Annotated in this window: 16 protein-coding genes and 1 riboswitch; of the genes, 13 read left to right on the top strand and 3 right to left on the bottom strand. The window is 34.7% G+C overall.

Annotation, left to right across the window (positions count from 1 at the left end):
- Positions 1–42 precede the first annotated feature (42 nt).
- Together ACFSJT_RS15370 and ACFSJT_RS15375 are read right to left on the bottom strand one after the other, a co-directional pair.
- Entirely contained in the window at positions 43–474 is a 432-nt protein-coding gene (locus tag ACFSJT_RS15370) for a hypothetical protein (protein ID WP_378321201.1), read from the bottom strand.
- Positions 461–970 carry an RNA polymerase sigma factor gene (locus ACFSJT_RS15375; RefSeq protein ID WP_378321486.1) on the bottom strand — a complete coding sequence of 170 codons (510 nt, stop codon included), beginning with the start codon at positions 968–970 and terminating at the stop codon, positions 461–463. The genes ACFSJT_RS15370 and ACFSJT_RS15375 overlap by 14 nt, the downstream gene beginning before the upstream one ends.
- A 135-nt stretch (positions 971–1105) precedes the next feature.
- Between ACFSJT_RS15375 and ACFSJT_RS15380 the strand changes: the two genes are divergently transcribed.
- Together ACFSJT_RS15380 and ACFSJT_RS15385 are read left to right on the top strand one after the other, a co-directional pair.
- On the top strand, positions 1106–2506 hold the full coding sequence (locus ACFSJT_RS15380) for a S41 family peptidase (protein WP_378321202.1): 1401 nt from the start codon (positions 1106–1108) through the stop codon (positions 2504–2506).
- A 95-nt stretch (positions 2507–2601) separates the two neighbouring features.
- Positions 2602–4119: a S41 family peptidase gene (locus tag ACFSJT_RS15385; RefSeq protein WP_378321203.1), complete on the top strand. Its 1518-nt coding sequence runs from the start codon at positions 2602–2604 to the stop codon at positions 4117–4119.
- A 77-nt stretch (positions 4120–4196) separates the two neighbouring features.
- Here the strand turns inward: ACFSJT_RS15385 and ACFSJT_RS15390 are convergent, their stop codons facing one another.
- A complete protein-coding gene (locus tag ACFSJT_RS15390) occupies positions 4197–6155 on the bottom strand; it encodes a TonB-dependent receptor plug domain-containing protein (protein ID WP_378321204.1) in 1959 nt (652 codons plus the stop codon).
- Positions 6156–6232: 77 nt separating this feature from the next.
- A riboswitch (cobalamin riboswitch) is annotated at positions 6233–6520 on the bottom strand.
- Between the two features lie 84 nt (positions 6521–6604).
- Here ACFSJT_RS15390 and ACFSJT_RS15395 point away from each other — a divergent pair.
- From ACFSJT_RS15395 to ACFSJT_RS15445, 11 genes are all read left to right on the top strand, one after another.
- A complete protein-coding gene (locus tag ACFSJT_RS15395; protein WP_378321205.1) occupies positions 6605–7111 on the top strand; it encodes a bifunctional adenosylcobinamide kinase/adenosylcobinamide-phosphate guanylyltransferase in 507 nt (168 codons plus the stop codon).
- An 8-nt stretch (positions 7112–7119) separates the two neighbouring features.
- On the top strand, positions 7120–8157 hold the full coding sequence (gene cobT / locus ACFSJT_RS15400) for a nicotinate-nucleotide--dimethylbenzimidazole phosphoribosyltransferase (protein WP_378321206.1): 1038 nt from the start codon (positions 7120–7122) through the stop codon (positions 8155–8157).
- A 169-nt stretch (positions 8158–8326) separates the two neighbouring features.
- On the top strand, positions 8327–9091 hold the full coding sequence (locus tag ACFSJT_RS15405) for an adenosylcobinamide-GDP ribazoletransferase (RefSeq protein WP_378321207.1): 765 nt from the start codon (positions 8327–8329) through the stop codon (positions 9089–9091).
- On the top strand, positions 9073–9639 hold the full coding sequence (gene cobC, locus ACFSJT_RS15410; protein WP_378321208.1) for an alpha-ribazole phosphatase: 567 nt from the start codon (positions 9073–9075) through the stop codon (positions 9637–9639). Before ACFSJT_RS15405 ends, cobC begins: the two co-directional genes overlap by 19 nt.
- Positions 9640–9669: 30 nt before the next feature.
- The gene (locus tag ACFSJT_RS15415; protein WP_378321209.1) at positions 9670–10809 is read left to right on the top strand and encodes an ABC transporter substrate-binding protein; all 1140 of its coding nucleotides are present in this window, start codon (positions 9670–9672) and stop codon (positions 10807–10809) included.
- A complete protein-coding gene (locus ACFSJT_RS15420) occupies positions 10810–11841 on the top strand; it encodes a FecCD family ABC transporter permease (RefSeq protein WP_378321210.1) in 1032 nt (343 codons plus the stop codon). It begins immediately after the preceding gene.
- A gap of 74 nt (positions 11842–11915) precedes the next feature.
- Positions 11916–12491 (top strand): DUF1572 family protein, encoded by a 576-nt coding sequence (locus tag ACFSJT_RS15425; protein WP_378321211.1) that lies wholly within the window; start codon positions 11916–11918, stop codon positions 12489–12491.
- 157 nt (positions 12492–12648) lie between these two features.
- Positions 12649–13767, top strand: a complete 1119-nt coding sequence (gene dnaN, locus ACFSJT_RS15430) for a DNA polymerase III subunit beta (RefSeq protein ID WP_378321212.1) — start codon at positions 12649–12651, stop codon at positions 13765–13767.
- Between the two features lie 176 nt (positions 13768–13943).
- Entirely contained in the window at positions 13944–15461 is a 1518-nt protein-coding gene (locus tag ACFSJT_RS15435) for a M20/M25/M40 family metallo-hydrolase (RefSeq protein WP_378321213.1), read from the top strand.
- A 1-nt stretch (position 15462) separates the two neighbouring features.
- On the top strand, positions 15463–16311 hold the full coding sequence (locus ACFSJT_RS15440) for an alpha/beta hydrolase family protein (protein ID WP_378321214.1): 849 nt from the start codon (positions 15463–15465) through the stop codon (positions 16309–16311).
- Between the two features lie 8 nt (positions 16312–16319).
- On the top strand, positions 16320–17279 hold the full coding sequence (locus tag ACFSJT_RS15445; protein WP_378321215.1) for an aldo/keto reductase: 960 nt from the start codon (positions 16320–16322) through the stop codon (positions 17277–17279).
- Positions 17280–17295: the final 16 nt, after the last annotated feature.

Raw genomic sequence — 17295 nt, forward strand, 5'->3', positions numbered from 1 at the left:
TACATAATTTTAAGTCTCGCTATAATCAGCGTTAATTAATTTTCACTTTATAAACTTATTTTTAGTGTTTTCAAATTCATTAAGGTACACTAACCCTTGTTTTCCCTCATTCATATATTGCGAAACCATATTGAGGATTTTTTTGGTCTCTTGTAATGCTATTTCGGGATCTTCGTAAGTATCAACAGGGTCAGACGGTGTAGTTTTTGTTAAAAATATACCGGCAATCAACGCTACTGATGCTGCAAGACCAATCCAGGAATATCTGAATGTTTTACTTGTCTTCAATTTTAGATCCTTGGTAGCAGTAATGTTGCTTTCTTTAGAAAAATACTGAAACAGATCTTTGTATCTCTCAAGATGTGACGGCACAGTTTCTCTGGTAAAATAAACCTTTAACTTTTTTTCTTCAGAAATGGTCGTTTCGCCTTCGAAATACTTTTCAAGTAATTTTTCTATGTTAGACAACTCCATAATTATGCTTTTTTAATAATTCTTCTCTAATTTTTTTTCTTCCTCTTGATAATGCAACTCTTACAGCAACTTCGTTAATCCCTAACATGTCTGCAATTTCTGCATTGTCATATTGTTCTATATCCCTAAGTTGAATAATCATACGTTGTTGCTCTGGCAGATCATTCATGATTTTACCTACCCAATCCAGACTGTCCTTTGCTTCTACTTGTCTTTGTAATGAAGGTCGTTCATCTTTATAATTACTATGTACGATCTTTAAATTTCCTGTTTCTTTTGCTTTAAGCTTGTCATAACAATAATTTTTGGTCATTGTCATCGCAAAAGCTTCTACATTCTTATACTCAGTCATTTTGGTTTTATTCTTCCAAAGCTTAAGTAAAACCTCTTGAGTAGCATCTTCTGCCTCCTCATTACTTATCAACAAGCGCTTTGCCAACCTAAACAGTTTGTCTTTAAACCCATTGGTAAGCGTTATAAATGCTCTTTCTTTCATTTCTTTCTTGGTTGGTTGCATAAAACCTTGTCAGCTTTATATAAGGGAGACGACTATACCTATAATTTGTTACATTCTTTTTTAAAATTATAATAAAGTAATTACATTTAAAGCCTTACATATAAAAAAGATCATATGAAATTTTGGAAGCATTTCTTGCTGTTGATGATATCTGGAAGTCTATTAACCGCATGTTTTGATGATAATGATGATGTACCACAGATTGCTACTACGCTAGATATTAATGATTTTATCTGGAAAGGTATGAATGTCTTTTATCTATACAAAGCCGATGTAGCCGATCTGGCAGATGATCGTTTCTCTTCTGATCAGGAATATACCGATTTCTTAAGAGGATATCCTTCTCCCGAAGCTATTTTTGATGATTTGCAATCTAATGTAGATCAGTTTAGTTTTCTGGTGGATGATTATGTTGCCTTAGAACAAGCTTTTGATGGTATAACAAGAAACAATGGAATGGAGTTTGGTTTGGTACGTTATCCAGATAACCCAACTAATGTATTTGGGTATGTACGTTATATTTTACCGGGGACTGATGCTGAAGCAAAAGGAATAAAACGAGGAGATATTTTTAACAGTATAGACGGCACCCAGATTACCGACCAGAATTTTAGCGAGCTACTGGCACCGGATAGTTATACTATTGGTTTGGCAACTTTTGATGGCACCCAAGTAACTCCAACCGGCACTTCTATTTCACTTACTAAAGTACAATATAAAGAAAATCCAGTTTTTATAGTAAAGACCTTCGATATTGGTGGTAATTCAGTGGGGTATCTAATGTACAATTCTTTTACTGCTGATTTTGATGAAGAACTTAATGCCGCTTTTGCACAATTTCAATCAGAAAATGTGACTGATTTGGTTTTGGATTTAAGATATAATGGGGGTGGATCTGTTACCAGTGCTATTGACCTGTCAAGTATGATCACGGGACAATTTAACGGACAGGTATTTACAACAGAAGAATGGAATGCTGACCGCCAGGAAGAGTTTGGTAGTACCAACCTTTTTGATAATCAGATTCGAACAGGGGCCGCTGTTAATAGTCTTAATTTATCTCGCGTTTATATTTTAACAACAGGAAGCTCTGCATCAGCAAGTGAACTTGTGATTAATGGATTGAACCCATATATACAGACCATAAAAGTAGGTGATACTACGCGAGGAAAATTTCAGGCTTCGATTACCTTATATGATACCGAAAATTATGCAAGACAAGGAGCTGAAGTTGCAGGACACACCTATGCCATGCAGCCTTTGGTCCTAAAATCTATTAATTCTGCCGGAGTGACTGATTATTTCAACGGATTTGCCCCTGAGATACTAGTTGAAGAGGATTTTTCTAACCTTGGAATTCTTGGAAATACAGATGAACCTCTTTTGAAAGCTGCTTTAGATCATATTTCTGGTGTTCGTAGTTTTGCTCAATATAACACACAAAGTTTGAAAAATATAGGAAGTAGCAAGATGCATTTACCAAATTATGAAAGAATGTATATCCATAAAAATTAGAATACTCTTTGCTTTATTGAAAATATGGACATTTTTCAGTTTCGTAAAAAAATCTGTACTTTAGCGAAAAAAATTAACAAATTTTAACAAATTTTATGAAGAAGGAAATATTAAAGTTAGGAATACTGTTACTTTCATTTCTGTTTATCGTTGCATGCTCGAGTGATGATGATATACAAATTCCTGATCCCGGATCTACACCAGTTACGATAAACAATCCCGATGAAGAAATCGATGATTTTGTCTGGAAAGCTATGAATTTTTGGTATTTATACAAGCCTGATGTCACTGATCTTCAAGATAGTAAATTAGATAATGTTGATACCTATAGAAGGTTTTTAAATTCTTATGATGCTCCAGAAAATCTATTTGATGCATTGCTAACCAAAAGAACATTGCAAGGTTTACCAGAGGATCAATTTAGTTTTGTAGTTAATGATTACATTGCTTTGGAGCAAGAGTTTAGTGGAGTAAGTAAAAGCAATGGAATGGAGTTTCAACTAGGGCGAATAGGTGATTCTAATGATTTATTTGGTTTTGTCACCTATGTATTACCAGGGACAGATGCGGAAGCCAAAGGTGTAATCAGAGGAGATATATTTACAACCATTAATGGTACTCAATTGACGGTTTCTAATTACGTAGATTTTCTTTTCAATACAGATGGTTACGACATAGGCTTTAATACCATAGAAAATAATACGCTCGTTCCGGCAAAAACACTTACGCTCAATAAAACTGAATATACTGAGAATCCCATATTCATGTCGAAAACTATAGAATATAAAGGTGAAAAAGTAGGATACATGCTTTATAACAGTTTTACCTTTGGTTTCAACAAAGAACTTAATGATGCATTTGCCGCATTTAAAAATGATCAAATTTCTCATTTAATTCTTGATTTGCGTTATAATGGAGGTGGTTCTGTATATACTGCTACTGCACTTGCGAGTATGATTACAGGCGGTTATACAGGTGAAGTTTTTGCAAAGAGCATTTATAATCCTGATGTTCAAGCTATCGTAAACAACCAATCTAATGCCGATTCATTTTTAAATGACAGATTTTTGGACAATGTAATAGTTGATTTTGAGAACAATATTGAAGAACCTATTAATTCTTTGGGACTTCAAAAACTTTATGTTCTTGCGACAAGAAGCAGTGCGTCGGCAAGTGAGTTAGTTATTAACGGTCTTACTTCTTATATAGATGTAATTCATATCGGAGCTCAGACAAGGGGGAAGTATCAAGCTTCCAGAACGCTTTATGATTCTGAAGACTTAGGTAGAGAGGGTGTAAATCAAAATCATACGTATGCACTTCAACCGTTAGTTAGCAAAGTATCAAATAAAGATGGCAATACAGACTACATAACAGGGTTTACTCCGCTAGTTCCATTTGATGAAGATTTTCAAAACCTAGGAGTTATTGGAGAAACTTCTGAGCCATTTTTAAATGCAGCATTAGAGTACATTGTGAATAATTCGATACCCGCTGTTAGAAGTAAAGAAGGATTTATGAAATTTGAAATGGTTGGAGAAAGTAAAATGAATAGGAGATCATATCAAAAAATGTACTTAGACCGGCCATTAAAAGGTTTAACTCTAAAATAAATCGTTTAGCCCGAACATATAAATCACAAAGAACTCCCAAAAAATGTTTGGGAGTTCTTTGTTATTGCTACTTGAGTTTAAAACTCCAAATTAAACCCTATCCTAGCATTCCTACCTCTGCTACTAAAACCAAAGATCTCTTGATAATCATCGTTGGCGATATTATTCAATGCTCCAAAAATCTTTAAATTTCTCATGAGCTGATGGCTGATATACAAGTCCAGCAAACTATAAGAATCCAAAGTTTTAGATTCTGATTCGAATGTTGTATTATTAAAAAAACTATCCTCTCTATCATCATTAAATTGATAGCTTAATGACGAAAATGTTTTATCGGTTATCTGGTATCCAACAGTGGCATTAATTTTAATTTCAGGAATCCTAATTTGGGCTAGGTCTTCATCTACATTGGTATACGTAAAGTTAGCAGCCAAAGACAATTTATCGTCCAATACTCGAGAGTTGATTTCAAATTCTAATCCGCTTGTGCTAAAGTCTTCTTTTATATTTTGATATTGAAACACAAAATTTCCTGTATCTACAAAATCAACAAAATTTTCTTCATTACGGACAAAATATACGGCACTCACTCGCAATTTTTTCACTAAAGAAAATTCAATTCCCCCTTCTATAGTAGTATTCTCTTCGGGGTCTAATTTCCGATTTCCAAAACCTTCTGCAAACAATTGAAAAAGTGAAGGAGTAATGTATGCCGTAGAATATGAAGCTAGCCCCTTGATGTAATTCTCGCCAAATTTATACGTATAAGAAGGGTTTATACTATATACGATATTAGTTCCATACTCACTGTGTATATTGAGTCTTGCTCCCAAATTTAGATTCAAACCAAAACCTGAAGCATATACTATATTAGCATAGGGGTCTACAATATCAAAATCGGCCGTATCATCATCAATGGTTCTAAAAAATTCTTGTCCTCTTGCCCCGGCACTAAATCCTTCATAATCATTATTAGATCCGTTTATTCCTACAACAGTGAATATTTTGTCATTAAAACTATATTTATTGTAAAAATCATAAGAATAAAATCTACTTTTATTTTTGGAAGCAAAAGTATTTGACAAAAATTCTGTTTCTAACAAAGAATAGCTGTTAGTAAAAACAACACTACCATTGGTATACTCGTAAGTTACCGAAGCTCCACCTCTAAGTTGTCTACTAAAAGCATCATTATTGCCATCCTCTCCTGCTCCTGCATCAAATTCGTTCTTAAATTGATCCAGATTTCCAAAAAATTGAAGTTTCATTTTTTCATTCACTTGATATCCTAATTTAGTATTAATATTAAATTTTGAATACGCATCATCCTCAAAAACGGTTTCTGAAGAATCATCAGGTAATTTCTCTGCAGCTGATAATCCATCAGAAAATTGATTGCTAAAGCTAGTTAGGTATGATATTTTACCTAAAGTTCCACTCACAGAAGCTAAATTGACGAACTCGTTAACATCATAATCCTGATTATCCTGTGATTGATTAGTCCCAAGGCTTGATTGAAAATTTGCTGAGACCTTTTCTTTGCTTTCAGACTTTGTAGTAATATTTATGACCGCGGTAGAAGCTCCTGATCCATATAATGTACTTGAAGCTCCTTTAAGGATTTCTATTTCTTTTATTTGGTTCGTGGATAATAATCTTAAGTCGAATTCGCCTGTTATGGTTGAAGGATCACTAACTGTGATACCATCTATCCTTATGACTACCTGGCGGTTTCTTCCTCCTCTAATAAAATAGCCAAGGGTTTGACCGGGAGCACTCGTATTCCCATTAATTTCGATACCGGCAATACGATTTAAAACTGTGGCAACAGACTGCCCCTGGCTACGTTCTAACTCTGTCTCGCTAATTTTGGTGATTACCTTACCACTTTGTTCTCGTTTTAAATTAAATTTAGAATCAGAAATAACGACTTCCTCTAATTCATTTACTTTCTCTTTCTTCTGGGTGTCTTGTCCAGAGACAACAGAGTATCCCAGCAACAAAAATGCTGCCCCAAAAAACATTTCTTTGTTCATTTTAATTACTTAATTGTTTACAATTACCGGAAAAAAGTATGTAGTTTACCCATACCCAAACCTTTATCCCGAAAGTTTGACTTTATCGAATAAAGGCAGGTCTCCTGGCTCGCGTCTCATTGTTTACCTTCCCATCCCAAATAATATGAAGACAGTGGTTTCAAAAGAATTAACAATGAGCACCTAATACGGACTGATATTTTCACATATCAATAGCGATTCGGTACAGCTTACAGTTGCGGGAACAGCCCAGGAATGTTATAAAAACAGAAATTAGAAATTTCATTTTTTTACAGATCACCTGATTCCCTTTTAATCTTTAACTCTACGGTTAGAGTCTCAGAACCAAAATTCAGTGCGAATGTATTATATTTTTACGAATCTGATATTATAGTAACCCATATATAATCTATTCGATTAACTTTGGCATCTTTAAAACTAGCTCTGTCATGCTTTATTATATTACAGGTGGAGAACGTTCTGGAAAAAGCAATTATGCTCAAAACCTTGCTTTAGAACTATCCAGCACTCCTTTTTATCTTGCAACATCTCGCATTTGGGATGAAAATCATCGTAAACGAATAGAGAGACATATTGCTGATCGAGATCAACGATGGACCGTTATCGAAGAAGAAAAAGAGTTGTCTAAAGTCATTAAGGATGGAAGTGTTGTGGTCATAGATTGTGTAACACTTTGGCTCACGAACTATTTTGTAGATACCAAAAATGATATTGAAAAATCGTTAGCGCTGGCAAAAGACGAGTTTACTAAGCTTCTCAAGCGAGAAGCTACTATTATTATCATTTCTAATGAAATAGGCATGGGTGTTCATGCCACTACCGAAGTAGGCAGAAAATTTACTGAACTACAAGGTTGGATGAATCAGCATATTGCAAAACATGCCGATAAAGCCATACTAATGATCTCAGGTATCCCTCTAGAGATTAAAAATTAAAAAGAAACATGAACTTTGACATAGCATACGTTTCAGATAACAGTATTGAAGAAACTCTTCGATATAAAATTAATAACAAAACCAAACCCATTGGAGCCTTGGGAACATTGGAAGAAGTTGCTTTACGGATAGGTAAAATCCAAAATTCCGAACGCCCGGTACTTTCTAATCCAACCATACTTGTTTTTGCAGGAGATCATGGGATAGCCAAAAAAGGTATAGTTAACCCTTATCCACAAGAAGTTACAGCGCAAATGGTTTATAATTTCTTAAATGGAGGGGCTGCTATAAACGTGTTTTGCAAACAAAATAATATCAATTTAAAAATTATTGACGCCGGAGTAAATCATGATTTTGGAGAAATACCAGAACTAATCAATGCCAAGATTGCTTTTGGTACTAAAAATTATGAGTCTGAACCAGCCATGAACGCTCGGCAATACAACGCTGCTATAAAAAAGGGTGCTGATATAGTATATCAAACTCATAAAGAAGGCTGCAATATAATCGGTTTCGGTGAAATGGGAATCGGTAATACCTCATCGGCCTCCCTGTTAATGTCTTATTATACCAAAATACCTCTTCAAGAATGCGTTGGGGCTGGCACAGGGCTGGATTCTGAAGCTATTAAATTAAAACAAAAAATCTTGTCTAAAGCGTATGATAAGTATACTCTATCCACAGATACAGATGCACTTATGTATTATGGCGGTTTTGAAATTGCTATGATCAATGGTGCCATTTTGAAAGCTGCTGAGCTTAAAATGACCATTATTATTGATGGTTTTATTGTTACAGCCGCATTGTTAGCGGCTCATTGCACACATCCGCAAGTTCTTGACTATTGCATATTTGCGCATACGTCGGGAGAGCAAGGACATCAAAAAATGCTGGACTATTTGAAAAAAGAACCTCTAATCAACCTTGGTATGAGATTAGGTGAAGGAACCGGTGCTGCGGTTGCTTTTCCATTAATAGCATCTGCGGTTGCTTTTTTAAATAACATGGCTAGTTTCGAAACTGCTGGAGTTTCTGGTAGTGAATGAGTAGTGAGTAGTGAGTAGTGAGTAAAAAAAGTAATTGTTAGAAAATACACCTAATAATTAATGATTTTTAAATCTTTTGTGATGAGTCTGTTTGGAGTTATATACACAACAAATTTGTTTTAGATTTTTAATTGAAGTTAAACTATGATAAATTAACGCCTATTCAAGAATGAAAAATGAAATTCAGATTTTCTTTACAGCGCTTATGTTTTTTACCCGCATTCCTTGTCCGAAATGGGTAAATCATGATCCAGGTTATTTGCAACTAAGTGCTAAGTATTTTCCTTTAATAGGGATCATTGTGGGTAGCATTGGTGGTGGTGTTTTTTATACGACTTCTTTTCTTTTTTCGGTTGAAATTGCATTATTACTCTCTATATTTTCAACTATTTATGTTACGGGTGCGTTTCACGAAGATGGTTTTGCAGATGTTTGTGACGGTTTTGGTGGAGGATGGACCAAAGAAAAGATTCTTTTCATCATGAAAGATTCAAGACTCGGTACTTACGGCACTATCGGATTATTACTAATTCTAGCTATTAAATTTACCGCTCTAAGAGAGATTGAGATATTATATATTCCGTTAGTAATAATTTCGGGACATAGCCTGAGTAGGTTTATTGCAAACACCTTAATATTTACACACCCCTACGTAAGAGATACTGATGATAGCAAGGCCAAACCCGCTGCAAAGGGCATGAATGTGAAGATGCTAATGATAAGCGGTGTTTTTGGAATTGCTCCGATGTTTTTATTTAAAAATCCATGGATATTCCTTACATTGATCCCAATGTACTTGTCAAAAATGTTTTTAGGGGTCAAATTTAGAAAATGGATTGGTGGTCAAACAGGGGATTGTGCAGGAGCCGTTCAACAACTTAGCGAAGTGGTATTTTACCTTACAATTATAGCGATATGGAAATATATCTGGTAAGACATACGACGCCCAATATTGAAAAAGGGATTTGTTATGGCCAAAGTGATATAGGCATTACTGATTCCTTTCATACTGAAGTTCAGGAAATACATAGTAATATTCCAGTTCAGGAAATCTCTACGGTTTACAGCAGCCCACTACAGCGATGTAAACTACTGGCAAAAACATTTAAGAAAGAGATACATTTTGATGACCGTTTAAAAGAACTAAACTTCGGAGATTGGGAATTACGCTCCTGGGATTGTATTCATAGTAAAGAATTGGATCCCTGGATGATCGATTTTGTTAATGTTAAAGTTCCGAATGGTGAGTCTTATGTAATGCTGCAACAACGTATATTGGATTTTTTCACTTCATTAAATCATAATTCTAAAGAAAAGAATATAATTGTATCTCATGCAGGAACCATACGATCATTAGTATCCTCTATCAAAAATATTCCCCTCAAAAATTCGTTTAACATAAAGCTGGATTATGGTCATATCATAACCATAAAAACCAGTCAAAATCAATTTGAAATCACCTCTGGTTTGAACGTATCATGATTTATTATTTTTACATAAACATCCTATCTCATGCGTAGCATTTTACTATTATTGTCTATATTTTTCATGTATACTTCCTGTAAAAAGATACATGAAGAAGCAGATCAGCTTACTGTCATGTATTTTGCTCCTCAACAAATTGAATACGCCAAAGGATTTACCATTAAAAATCATGGAACTTACAAAGAGATCAAAGTTACCACGCCTTGGCCTGACGCCAAAGAAGAATTAGTATATATTTTACATCCCAAAGGAACTGAAAAACCGTTCAAGTCAAAGAAAGCTGTGTTTGTTGAAGTTCCTATAGAAAGAGTTGTGGTGACCTCTACTACTGATATACCCATGCTAGAATATCTAAATTTAGAAAATAAACTAGTAGGTTTCCCACATACCGATTATATTTCTTCAGAAAAGACCCGTGCTTTGATAGATAAAGGCGCTATAAAAGAGCTAGGTAAGGAATACAATCTAAATACAGAAATAGTCCTTGAGCTTTCTCCCGAAATGATTCTTGGATTTTCTGCCAGCGGAGATACAAAAGCATACGATTTAATACAAAAGACAGGTATTTCGGTTGTAATGAATGGTTCATGGATGGAGGAGCATCCACTGGGAAGAGCAGAATGGATTAAATTTATAGCAGCATTTTTCGGAAAAGAGAACAAAGCCGAAAAAGTATTTCATAAAATAAAAAAGGATTATAATGAGGCCCTTACACTGGCCCAAAATGTTACTCGTTCACCCACGGTGTTATCTGGCAATATGTTTAAAGATGTATGGCACGTTCCTGGTGGAAATAGTTATGTTGCGAAATTTTTAAAAGATGCTAATACAAACTATTTATGGGCAGATACTCAAAAAACAGGAAGTATTGCATTAAGTTTTGAAAGTGTGCTGGAAAAGGCCCAAAATGCCGATTTATGGATTGGTTCTGGAAATTCTCAATCACTAACAGAGCTAAAAGAAAAAAACCATCAGTACGTTCTATTTGATGCGTTTAAAAATAAAACCGTATATTCTTCAACATTAAAAATGGGTGTAAAAGGAGGATTGATATATTACGAACTAGGGCCAATGCGCCCGGATTTAATTTTAAAAGATATTATCCAAATTGCCCATCCAGAGCTGTTAACCGATTACGAACTATATTTTTTTGAAAAACTTAATTAATTGACCCCAAACCAATCATATAAAAAGGTTTTTATAGGAATTGCTGTGCTTTTGCTAATATGCTTTATTGCTAATATTAGCTTAGGCTCTGTTATTATCCCATGGCTAGATACATTGAGTAGTCTAGTTGGTGGCTCTGTAGAAAAAGAATCCTGGAGACATATTATTATAAATTATAGGTTGCCAAAAGCGTTAATTGCTATTATTGTTGGTAGCGGATTAGGTATTTCTGGTTTGTTAATGCAAACTTTATTCAGAAACCCTCTAGCCGGACCTTTTGTCTTGGGGATCAGTTCTGGTGCAACACTTGGGGTTGCTTTATTAATTTTAGGAAGTGCCTTTTTTGGAACAGCGTTATCAGGCTTTTTAATCTCAAAATGGGGATTAGTTATTGCAGCATGTATCGGCAGTATTCTGGTACTTTTTGCAGTAATGCTCGTATCCACCAGGGTAAGAGATACTATGGCCATCCTAATTATTGGACTCATGTTTGGTAGTATTACTGCAGCTATTGTGAGTGTACTCTCCTACTTTGCTCCTGCAGATCAATTACAGCGATATGTTTTTTGGGGTTTCGGAAGTCTTGGAAATCTATCTTGGAATGAAGTCCTCATCTTCTTTGCTGTATTTGTATTGGGCATACTGCTTACTATAGCTTCTATAAAACCACTAAACACATTATTACTAGGAGAAAACTATGCCCGTAGCTTAGGGTTAAATATAAAATCCAGTCGTTTTATTATTATTTTGGCAACCGGTTTACTCTCTGGAAGCATCATTGCTTTTGCGGGTCCTATCGCTTTTATTGGGCTTGCCGTTCCTCATCTTACACGACAATTGTTTCATACTTCTGACCATAAAACGTTAATTCCTGCTGTAATACTTATAGGAAGCGTAATTATGCTAATTTGTGATAGTATTGCTCAATTACCCTCTAGTGAATATACATTGCCAATTAACGCGATCACTTCTTTAATCGGGGCGCCCGTTGTAATTTGGTTATTGGTACGTAAACGAAAAATGCTATTCTAAAGACATTATTTTAGTAATACTATCTTAGATATAATTCTTTTAAAAAAAGTATCTTTAGAGTAAACCTGAACACAATGAATCCAGATATCTATCTCGAAGGAATACAAAAACAATTTAGATACTATAAATCTCTGGGAGAAAAAACAATAAATCAATTACCAGAAGAGAAACTGTTCTGGCCGTATAATGAAGACAATAATAGCATTGCCATATTGATAAAACATCTTTGGGGAAACATGAAATCCAGATGGACCAATTTTCTTACGACTGATGGCGAAAAAGACTGGCGAGAACGCGATGCAGAATTTGAGAGTACTATTGAAACTAAAGAAGAACTCTTATTGAAATGGAATGAAGGTTGGCAATGTCTTTTTGATGCCTTGGAAAGTATAGATAATGACAATTTCAATCAACCCATTTACATAAGAAATATAGAACATAGTATTACTGAAGCAGTTAACAGACAACTGGCACACTATGCTTATCATGTTGGGCAAATAGTGCTTCTGGGAAAAATGATAGCTGGATCAGACTGGAAAAGTCTCTCAATTCCTAGAGGAGAATCATCGGAATATAATAAAAAACGCTTTGATACTCCTAAACATAAAGCACATTATACAGATAAACTTATGGATAATGATACCGAATGATAATTGGTAAAACCTAATTCCTAAATCCTACAATATTTCAGGATAGTCAATAACTCCTTTGGGTTTGTTAATAACTATGGTTTTTTGAATACCATAATCCTTACAGATTCCAATTATATTTGCGTAAAACTTAATATAATTAGTCACACACACTTATATGAAATTTATAGTATCAAGTTCATATTTATTAAAACAACTACAAGTATTAGGTGGAGTAATCAGTAATAGTAATACGCTACCTATTTTAGATAATTTTTTATTCGAATTAGATAATAACGCTCTAACGGTTTCTGCTTCAGATCTTGAGACTACGATGTCTGCAAAATTAGAAGTTGAATCTTCAGATCAGGGAACCATTGCTGTTCCTGCCAAATTATTATTAGAAACACTGAAAACTTTTCCAGAGCAACCCTTAACTTTTGTTGCTACAGATAATAACACCATTGAAATTAGCTCTAATCATGGTAAATATGCATTGGCTTACGCTGATGGAGAAGAATTTCCGAAAGCTGTAGAGTTAGAAGATCCTAGTTCGACTACACTACTTGGTGATGTATTAGCTACCGCTGTGGGAAAAACCATTTTCGCAACAGGTAATGATGATCTTAGACCTGTAATGAGTGGTGTGTTTTTTCAGTTTTCTACAGAAGGATTAACCTTTGTTGCTACAGATGCTCATAAACTAGTAAAATATACAAGAGAAGATATTAAAGCTTCGCAGTCTGCTGAGTTTATTATGCCCAAAAAACCATTGAATTTACTTAAAGGTATATTGGCAGGAAGTGATAGCGAAGTGGTTATTGAATATAATGAATCTAACGCTAAATTTTCTTTTGATGAAACGCAGTTGATTTGTAGACTTATTGATGGTAAATATCCAAATTATGAAGCCGTTATTCCGAAAGAAAATCCTAATAAATTAACTATAGCACGTACTCAATTCTTAAACTCTGTGCGTAGGGTTTCTATATTCTCTAACAAAACAACGCATCAGATACGCTTAAAAATTGCGGGTGCTGAATTAAATATCTCTGCAGAAGATATTGATTATTCAAACAAAGCTGAAGAGCGTTTGACTTGTGACTATCAGGGTGATGATATGCAAATCGGCTTTAACTCTCGTTTCCTTAGCGAGATGTTAAGTAACCTGAATGCAGACGATGTACAACTGGAAATGTCTTTACCAAACAGAGCGGGTATTCTTACCCCGGTAGATGGATTAGATGAAGGTGAACATGTCACTATGTTGGTGATGCCCGTGATGCTCAATAATTAAACCGGGTTCTCAAATTATAGCAAAAAATCCAATCATATAATGTGATTGGATTTTTTGTTATAATTTAATCGCTAGTGATATGAGTTCATTATCAGACTTTGAAAAAATAGAAAAGATAGTTTTAATATTTTACATACATTTACCTTATCTACAACCGTAACTAAATGTTTTTCATCATGAAAAAATATTATATAGGACTTATTTTACTGTTTACCCTTCTCGACTCCTATGCTCAAGAAATACAGGATAATGAACTTGATAAACTCTCACTTAGATATGCCAAGTCATCGTTTGATGAATTTATTAATTTGTTAAGCTTACCTAATGACGCTCACTTCCCTAATGATATTAAAAAGAATATACAGTGGTGTGAATCGGCTTTTGCTAATCGTGGTTTTATAACTAAAAAGTTAACTACAGGTGGAATCCCATTGATTTTGGCCAACAAAAACTATAAAAATGCTAAAAAAACCGTTTTAGTTTATTTGCAAGTAGATGGCCAGCCGGTAGACACCACAAAATGGTTTCAGGAAAACCCATATAAAGCAACTTTAAAAGAACTTGATGCCGCTAAAAAATGGAATACGATTCCTATTACAAAATTGGAAGGTGACATTAATCCAGATTGGAGGATCTTTGCAAGATCGGCTTCAGATGCCAAGGGTCCTGTAATGATGTTCTTAAAAGCAATGGACATCATCAACGATTTCAAACAAGAACCCAATTATAATATCAAAGTGATCCTCGATTTTGAAGAAGAAATAAGCTCTCCTCGTTTGCCAAAAGCTGTGATCGATTATAAGGAAGAATTGGCTTCAGACATGTTGGTTATTTTTGATGGCCCTCGACATATTTCGAATCAACCAACATTAACCTATGGTGCCAGAGGTATAACAAGGTTGTCACTAGAAGTATTTGGTCCCAGAGCACCACAACACAGCGGTCATTACGGAAATTATGTTCCCAATCCTGCTCTTAAGCTTTCACAATTATTGGCTTCTATGATGCAGGATGATGGACGAGTTGCTATTCCTGGATGGTATGATGGTATTGAGATCTCTCCCGAAATAAAAAAGATTTTAAGAGAAGTGCCTGATGATGAAAAAACAATCAGAAACAAGTTAGGAATCGCCTCAATAGATAATATTGCAGAAACCTATCAAGAATCTATTCAGTATCCGTCTTTAGGTATCTTAGGCCTTCGTTCAGGATGGACCGGTAATGAAACACGAACGATCATACCTTCTAGCGCCATCGCCGAAATGAATATACGATTAGTTAAAGAAACTAGTGCTCAACGTATGGTAGACCTGGTGAAGCAACATATTATTAAAGAAGGATATCATATTGTTGATAGTCTTCCTACTGAAAAAGAGCGAATGGAATATCCGAAAATTGTTAGATTTAATTATAATATTGCTTATGATGCTTTTAGAACAGATTTTGATACAGAAATTGGACGTTGGTTACGAAAAGCTATGAACAGGGCTTTTGGTAGTGCACCAGTACAAATAAGAACTGGAGGAGGTTCCATACCAATTTCACCTTTTGTGAATACCTTGAATATTCCTGCTGTTATTGTACCAACCGTAAACAAAGATAATAATCAGCACAGTCCTAATGAAAATATCAGGCTTGGTAATTATATTGATGGTATCAAAACTGTTACAGCTATATTGACTCAAGAATTATGATATGATTTCGATTCCCGCAAAAGATGGCTATAAGCTTGCTGGGAAGTTGTATACTACATCAAGTAACCTTCATAAAAGTAAGGTGTTGATAATCAACTCAGCAACAGCTGTAGACAAGAAATTATACCACCATTATGCCTCTTTCATGACCCAGAATGGATATCATGTGATCACTTACGACTATAGGGGAATTGCATCTTCGAGACCCAAAAAACTACGAGGTTTTAAGGCTTCTTTTACAGACTGGGGAAAAAAAGATTTTTCTGCAGTATTAGATTTTACAAAAGATAAGTTTCCTGACCATAAAATTGTAACACTCGGTCACAGTATTGGGGGTACGATCATTGGAATGACTGAGAATAACATCCAAATTAGTGGTATTATTAATATCGGTGCACAAACAGCATACTATAAAGATTGGGCAAAAGATCAAAAAACTAAAATTTATTTTATGTGGCATATTCTTTTTCCCGCTATTACCAGGTTATACGGTTATTTCCCCGGAAAAAGACTTAGAATGTTAGAAGATATTCCCAAAGGAGTAATCGATCAATGGCATAATCGAAGAAAGTATACAGACATGAAAACCCAGATCGAGGCTCAGGGTGTTCAGCTCTTTTATCATACTTATGCTGCCAAACTATTAACTCTGGGTATTGAAGACGATCCCATAGGAACAGAATCAGCAATTAGAAGAATTCACAATTTATTTGAAGCTTCTGAAAAACAAATTGAAATAATTAAATTATCATCTGTACCTACCAGAAAAATTGGTCATTTTGGTTTTTTTAGTCGAAAGTTTGAAGATACTCTATGGACAAAGACATTGGCTTGGTTTGATGACATTTAATACGTATAATGAGCAAAAATGATTCAATAATTGGTTTGGGAACTGCAGCCATTGGTAGACCACAATACATCAACATAAGGCAAGAAGCAAGTGATCAAATTTCTCTAGAAGATTTTCGTCAACTTGGCAGAAGTACTTTAGAATATGCATACCAACAAGGTATTCGATATTTTGATACGGCACCTGGATATGGTCTGGCAGAAGAATTACTTATCGATTGGGTGAAAACTAAGAATGATCCCACAATCCAGATCGCAACCAAATGGGGCTATACCTATACTGCTAATTTTGATCTTGAAGCAAAACAACACGAAGTCAAAGAGCATAGCCTTTCTAAATTAAATGAACAATGGCAAAAATCCAAGGAGCTCCTTTCTAACCTTACAATCTATCAAATTCATTCAGCTACTTTTGAGTCAGGGGTATTAGAAAATGAAGCTGTGCTTCAGAAATTGTTAGAATTAAGGAAAGAATATAACATAGATATAGGGATAACGACTACCGGAAGTAATCAGGTAGAAGTTCTTAAGAAAGCACTTGATATAGAAGTTGAAAGTCATTCTTTATTTGAAGCTTTTCAAGTAACCTATAACGTTAAGGATCAAAACACTTTTGAAATGATAAAAACGCTTAAAAATCAAGCTAAAAAAGTAATTATTAAAGAAGCACTGGCTAATGGTAGGCTGTTCCCTAATAAGAAATATCGACATTATCAAAAACTGTATTCGTTTATGGGTCAACTTGCTAACAAATACAATGTTGGCATTGATGCTATTGCTTTGCGCTTTTGTATTGATACTGTAGAACCGTTTAAAATTTTAAGCGGAGCTTCTGATAAAATACAAATTATAGACAACCTAAAAACGCTAACATTTCAACTTGAGGATGAAGAAATTGAACTTCTGAAATCTTTTCGTATCAATCCTGAAAATTACTGGTCAGAACGAAAAAGACTTCCCTGGAACTAGAGATTCTTTTAAACAT

The sequence above is a fragment of the Aquimarina celericrescens genome, assembly GCF_042682765.1.
Lineage (GTDB): Bacteria > Bacteroidota > Bacteroidia > Flavobacteriales > Flavobacteriaceae > Aquimarina > Aquimarina celericrescens.

Coding starts and splice junctions, on each gene's coding strand:
- cobC (WP_378321208.1), top strand. CDS start 9,073: ATGGAAATATATCTGGTAAGACATACGACGCCCAATATTGAAAAAGGG.
- ACFSJT_RS15405 (WP_378321207.1), top strand. CDS start 8,327: ATGAAAAATGAAATTCAGATTTTCTTTACAGCGCTTATGTTTTTTACC.
- ACFSJT_RS15380 (WP_378321202.1), top strand. CDS start 1,106: ATGAAATTTTGGAAGCATTTCTTGCTGTTGATGATATCTGGAAGTCTA.
- ACFSJT_RS15415 (WP_378321209.1), top strand. CDS start 9,670: ATGCGTAGCATTTTACTATTATTGTCTATATTTTTCATGTATACTTCC.
- ACFSJT_RS15395 (WP_378321205.1), top strand. CDS start 6,605: ATGCTTTATTATATTACAGGTGGAGAACGTTCTGGAAAAAGCAATTAT.
- ACFSJT_RS15385 (WP_378321203.1), top strand. CDS start 2,602: ATGAAGAAGGAAATATTAAAGTTAGGAATACTGTTACTTTCATTTCTG.
- ACFSJT_RS15435 (WP_378321213.1), top strand. CDS start 13,944: ATGAAAAAATATTATATAGGACTTATTTTACTGTTTACCCTTCTCGAC.
- ACFSJT_RS15425 (WP_378321211.1), top strand. CDS start 11,916: ATGAATCCAGATATCTATCTCGAAGGAATACAAAAACAATTTAGATAC.
- ACFSJT_RS15370 (WP_378321201.1), bottom strand. CDS start 474: ATGGAGTTGTCTAACATAGAAAAATTACTTGAAAAGTATTTCGAAGGC.
- cobT (WP_378321206.1), top strand. CDS start 7,120: ATGAACTTTGACATAGCATACGTTTCAGATAACAGTATTGAAGAAACT.
- ACFSJT_RS15375 (WP_378321486.1), bottom strand. CDS start 970: ATGAAAGAAAGAGCATTTATAACGCTTACCAATGGGTTTAAAGACAAA.
- ACFSJT_RS15445 (WP_378321215.1), top strand. CDS start 16,320: ATGAGCAAAAATGATTCAATAATTGGTTTGGGAACTGCAGCCATTGGT.
- dnaN (WP_378321212.1), top strand. CDS start 12,649: ATGAAATTTATAGTATCAAGTTCATATTTATTAAAACAACTACAAGTA.
- ACFSJT_RS15390 (WP_378321204.1), bottom strand. CDS start 6,155: ATGAACAAAGAAATGTTTTTTGGGGCAGCATTTTTGTTGCTGGGATAC.
- ACFSJT_RS15440 (WP_378321214.1), top strand. CDS start 15,463: ATGATTTCGATTCCCGCAAAAGATGGCTATAAGCTTGCTGGGAAGTTG.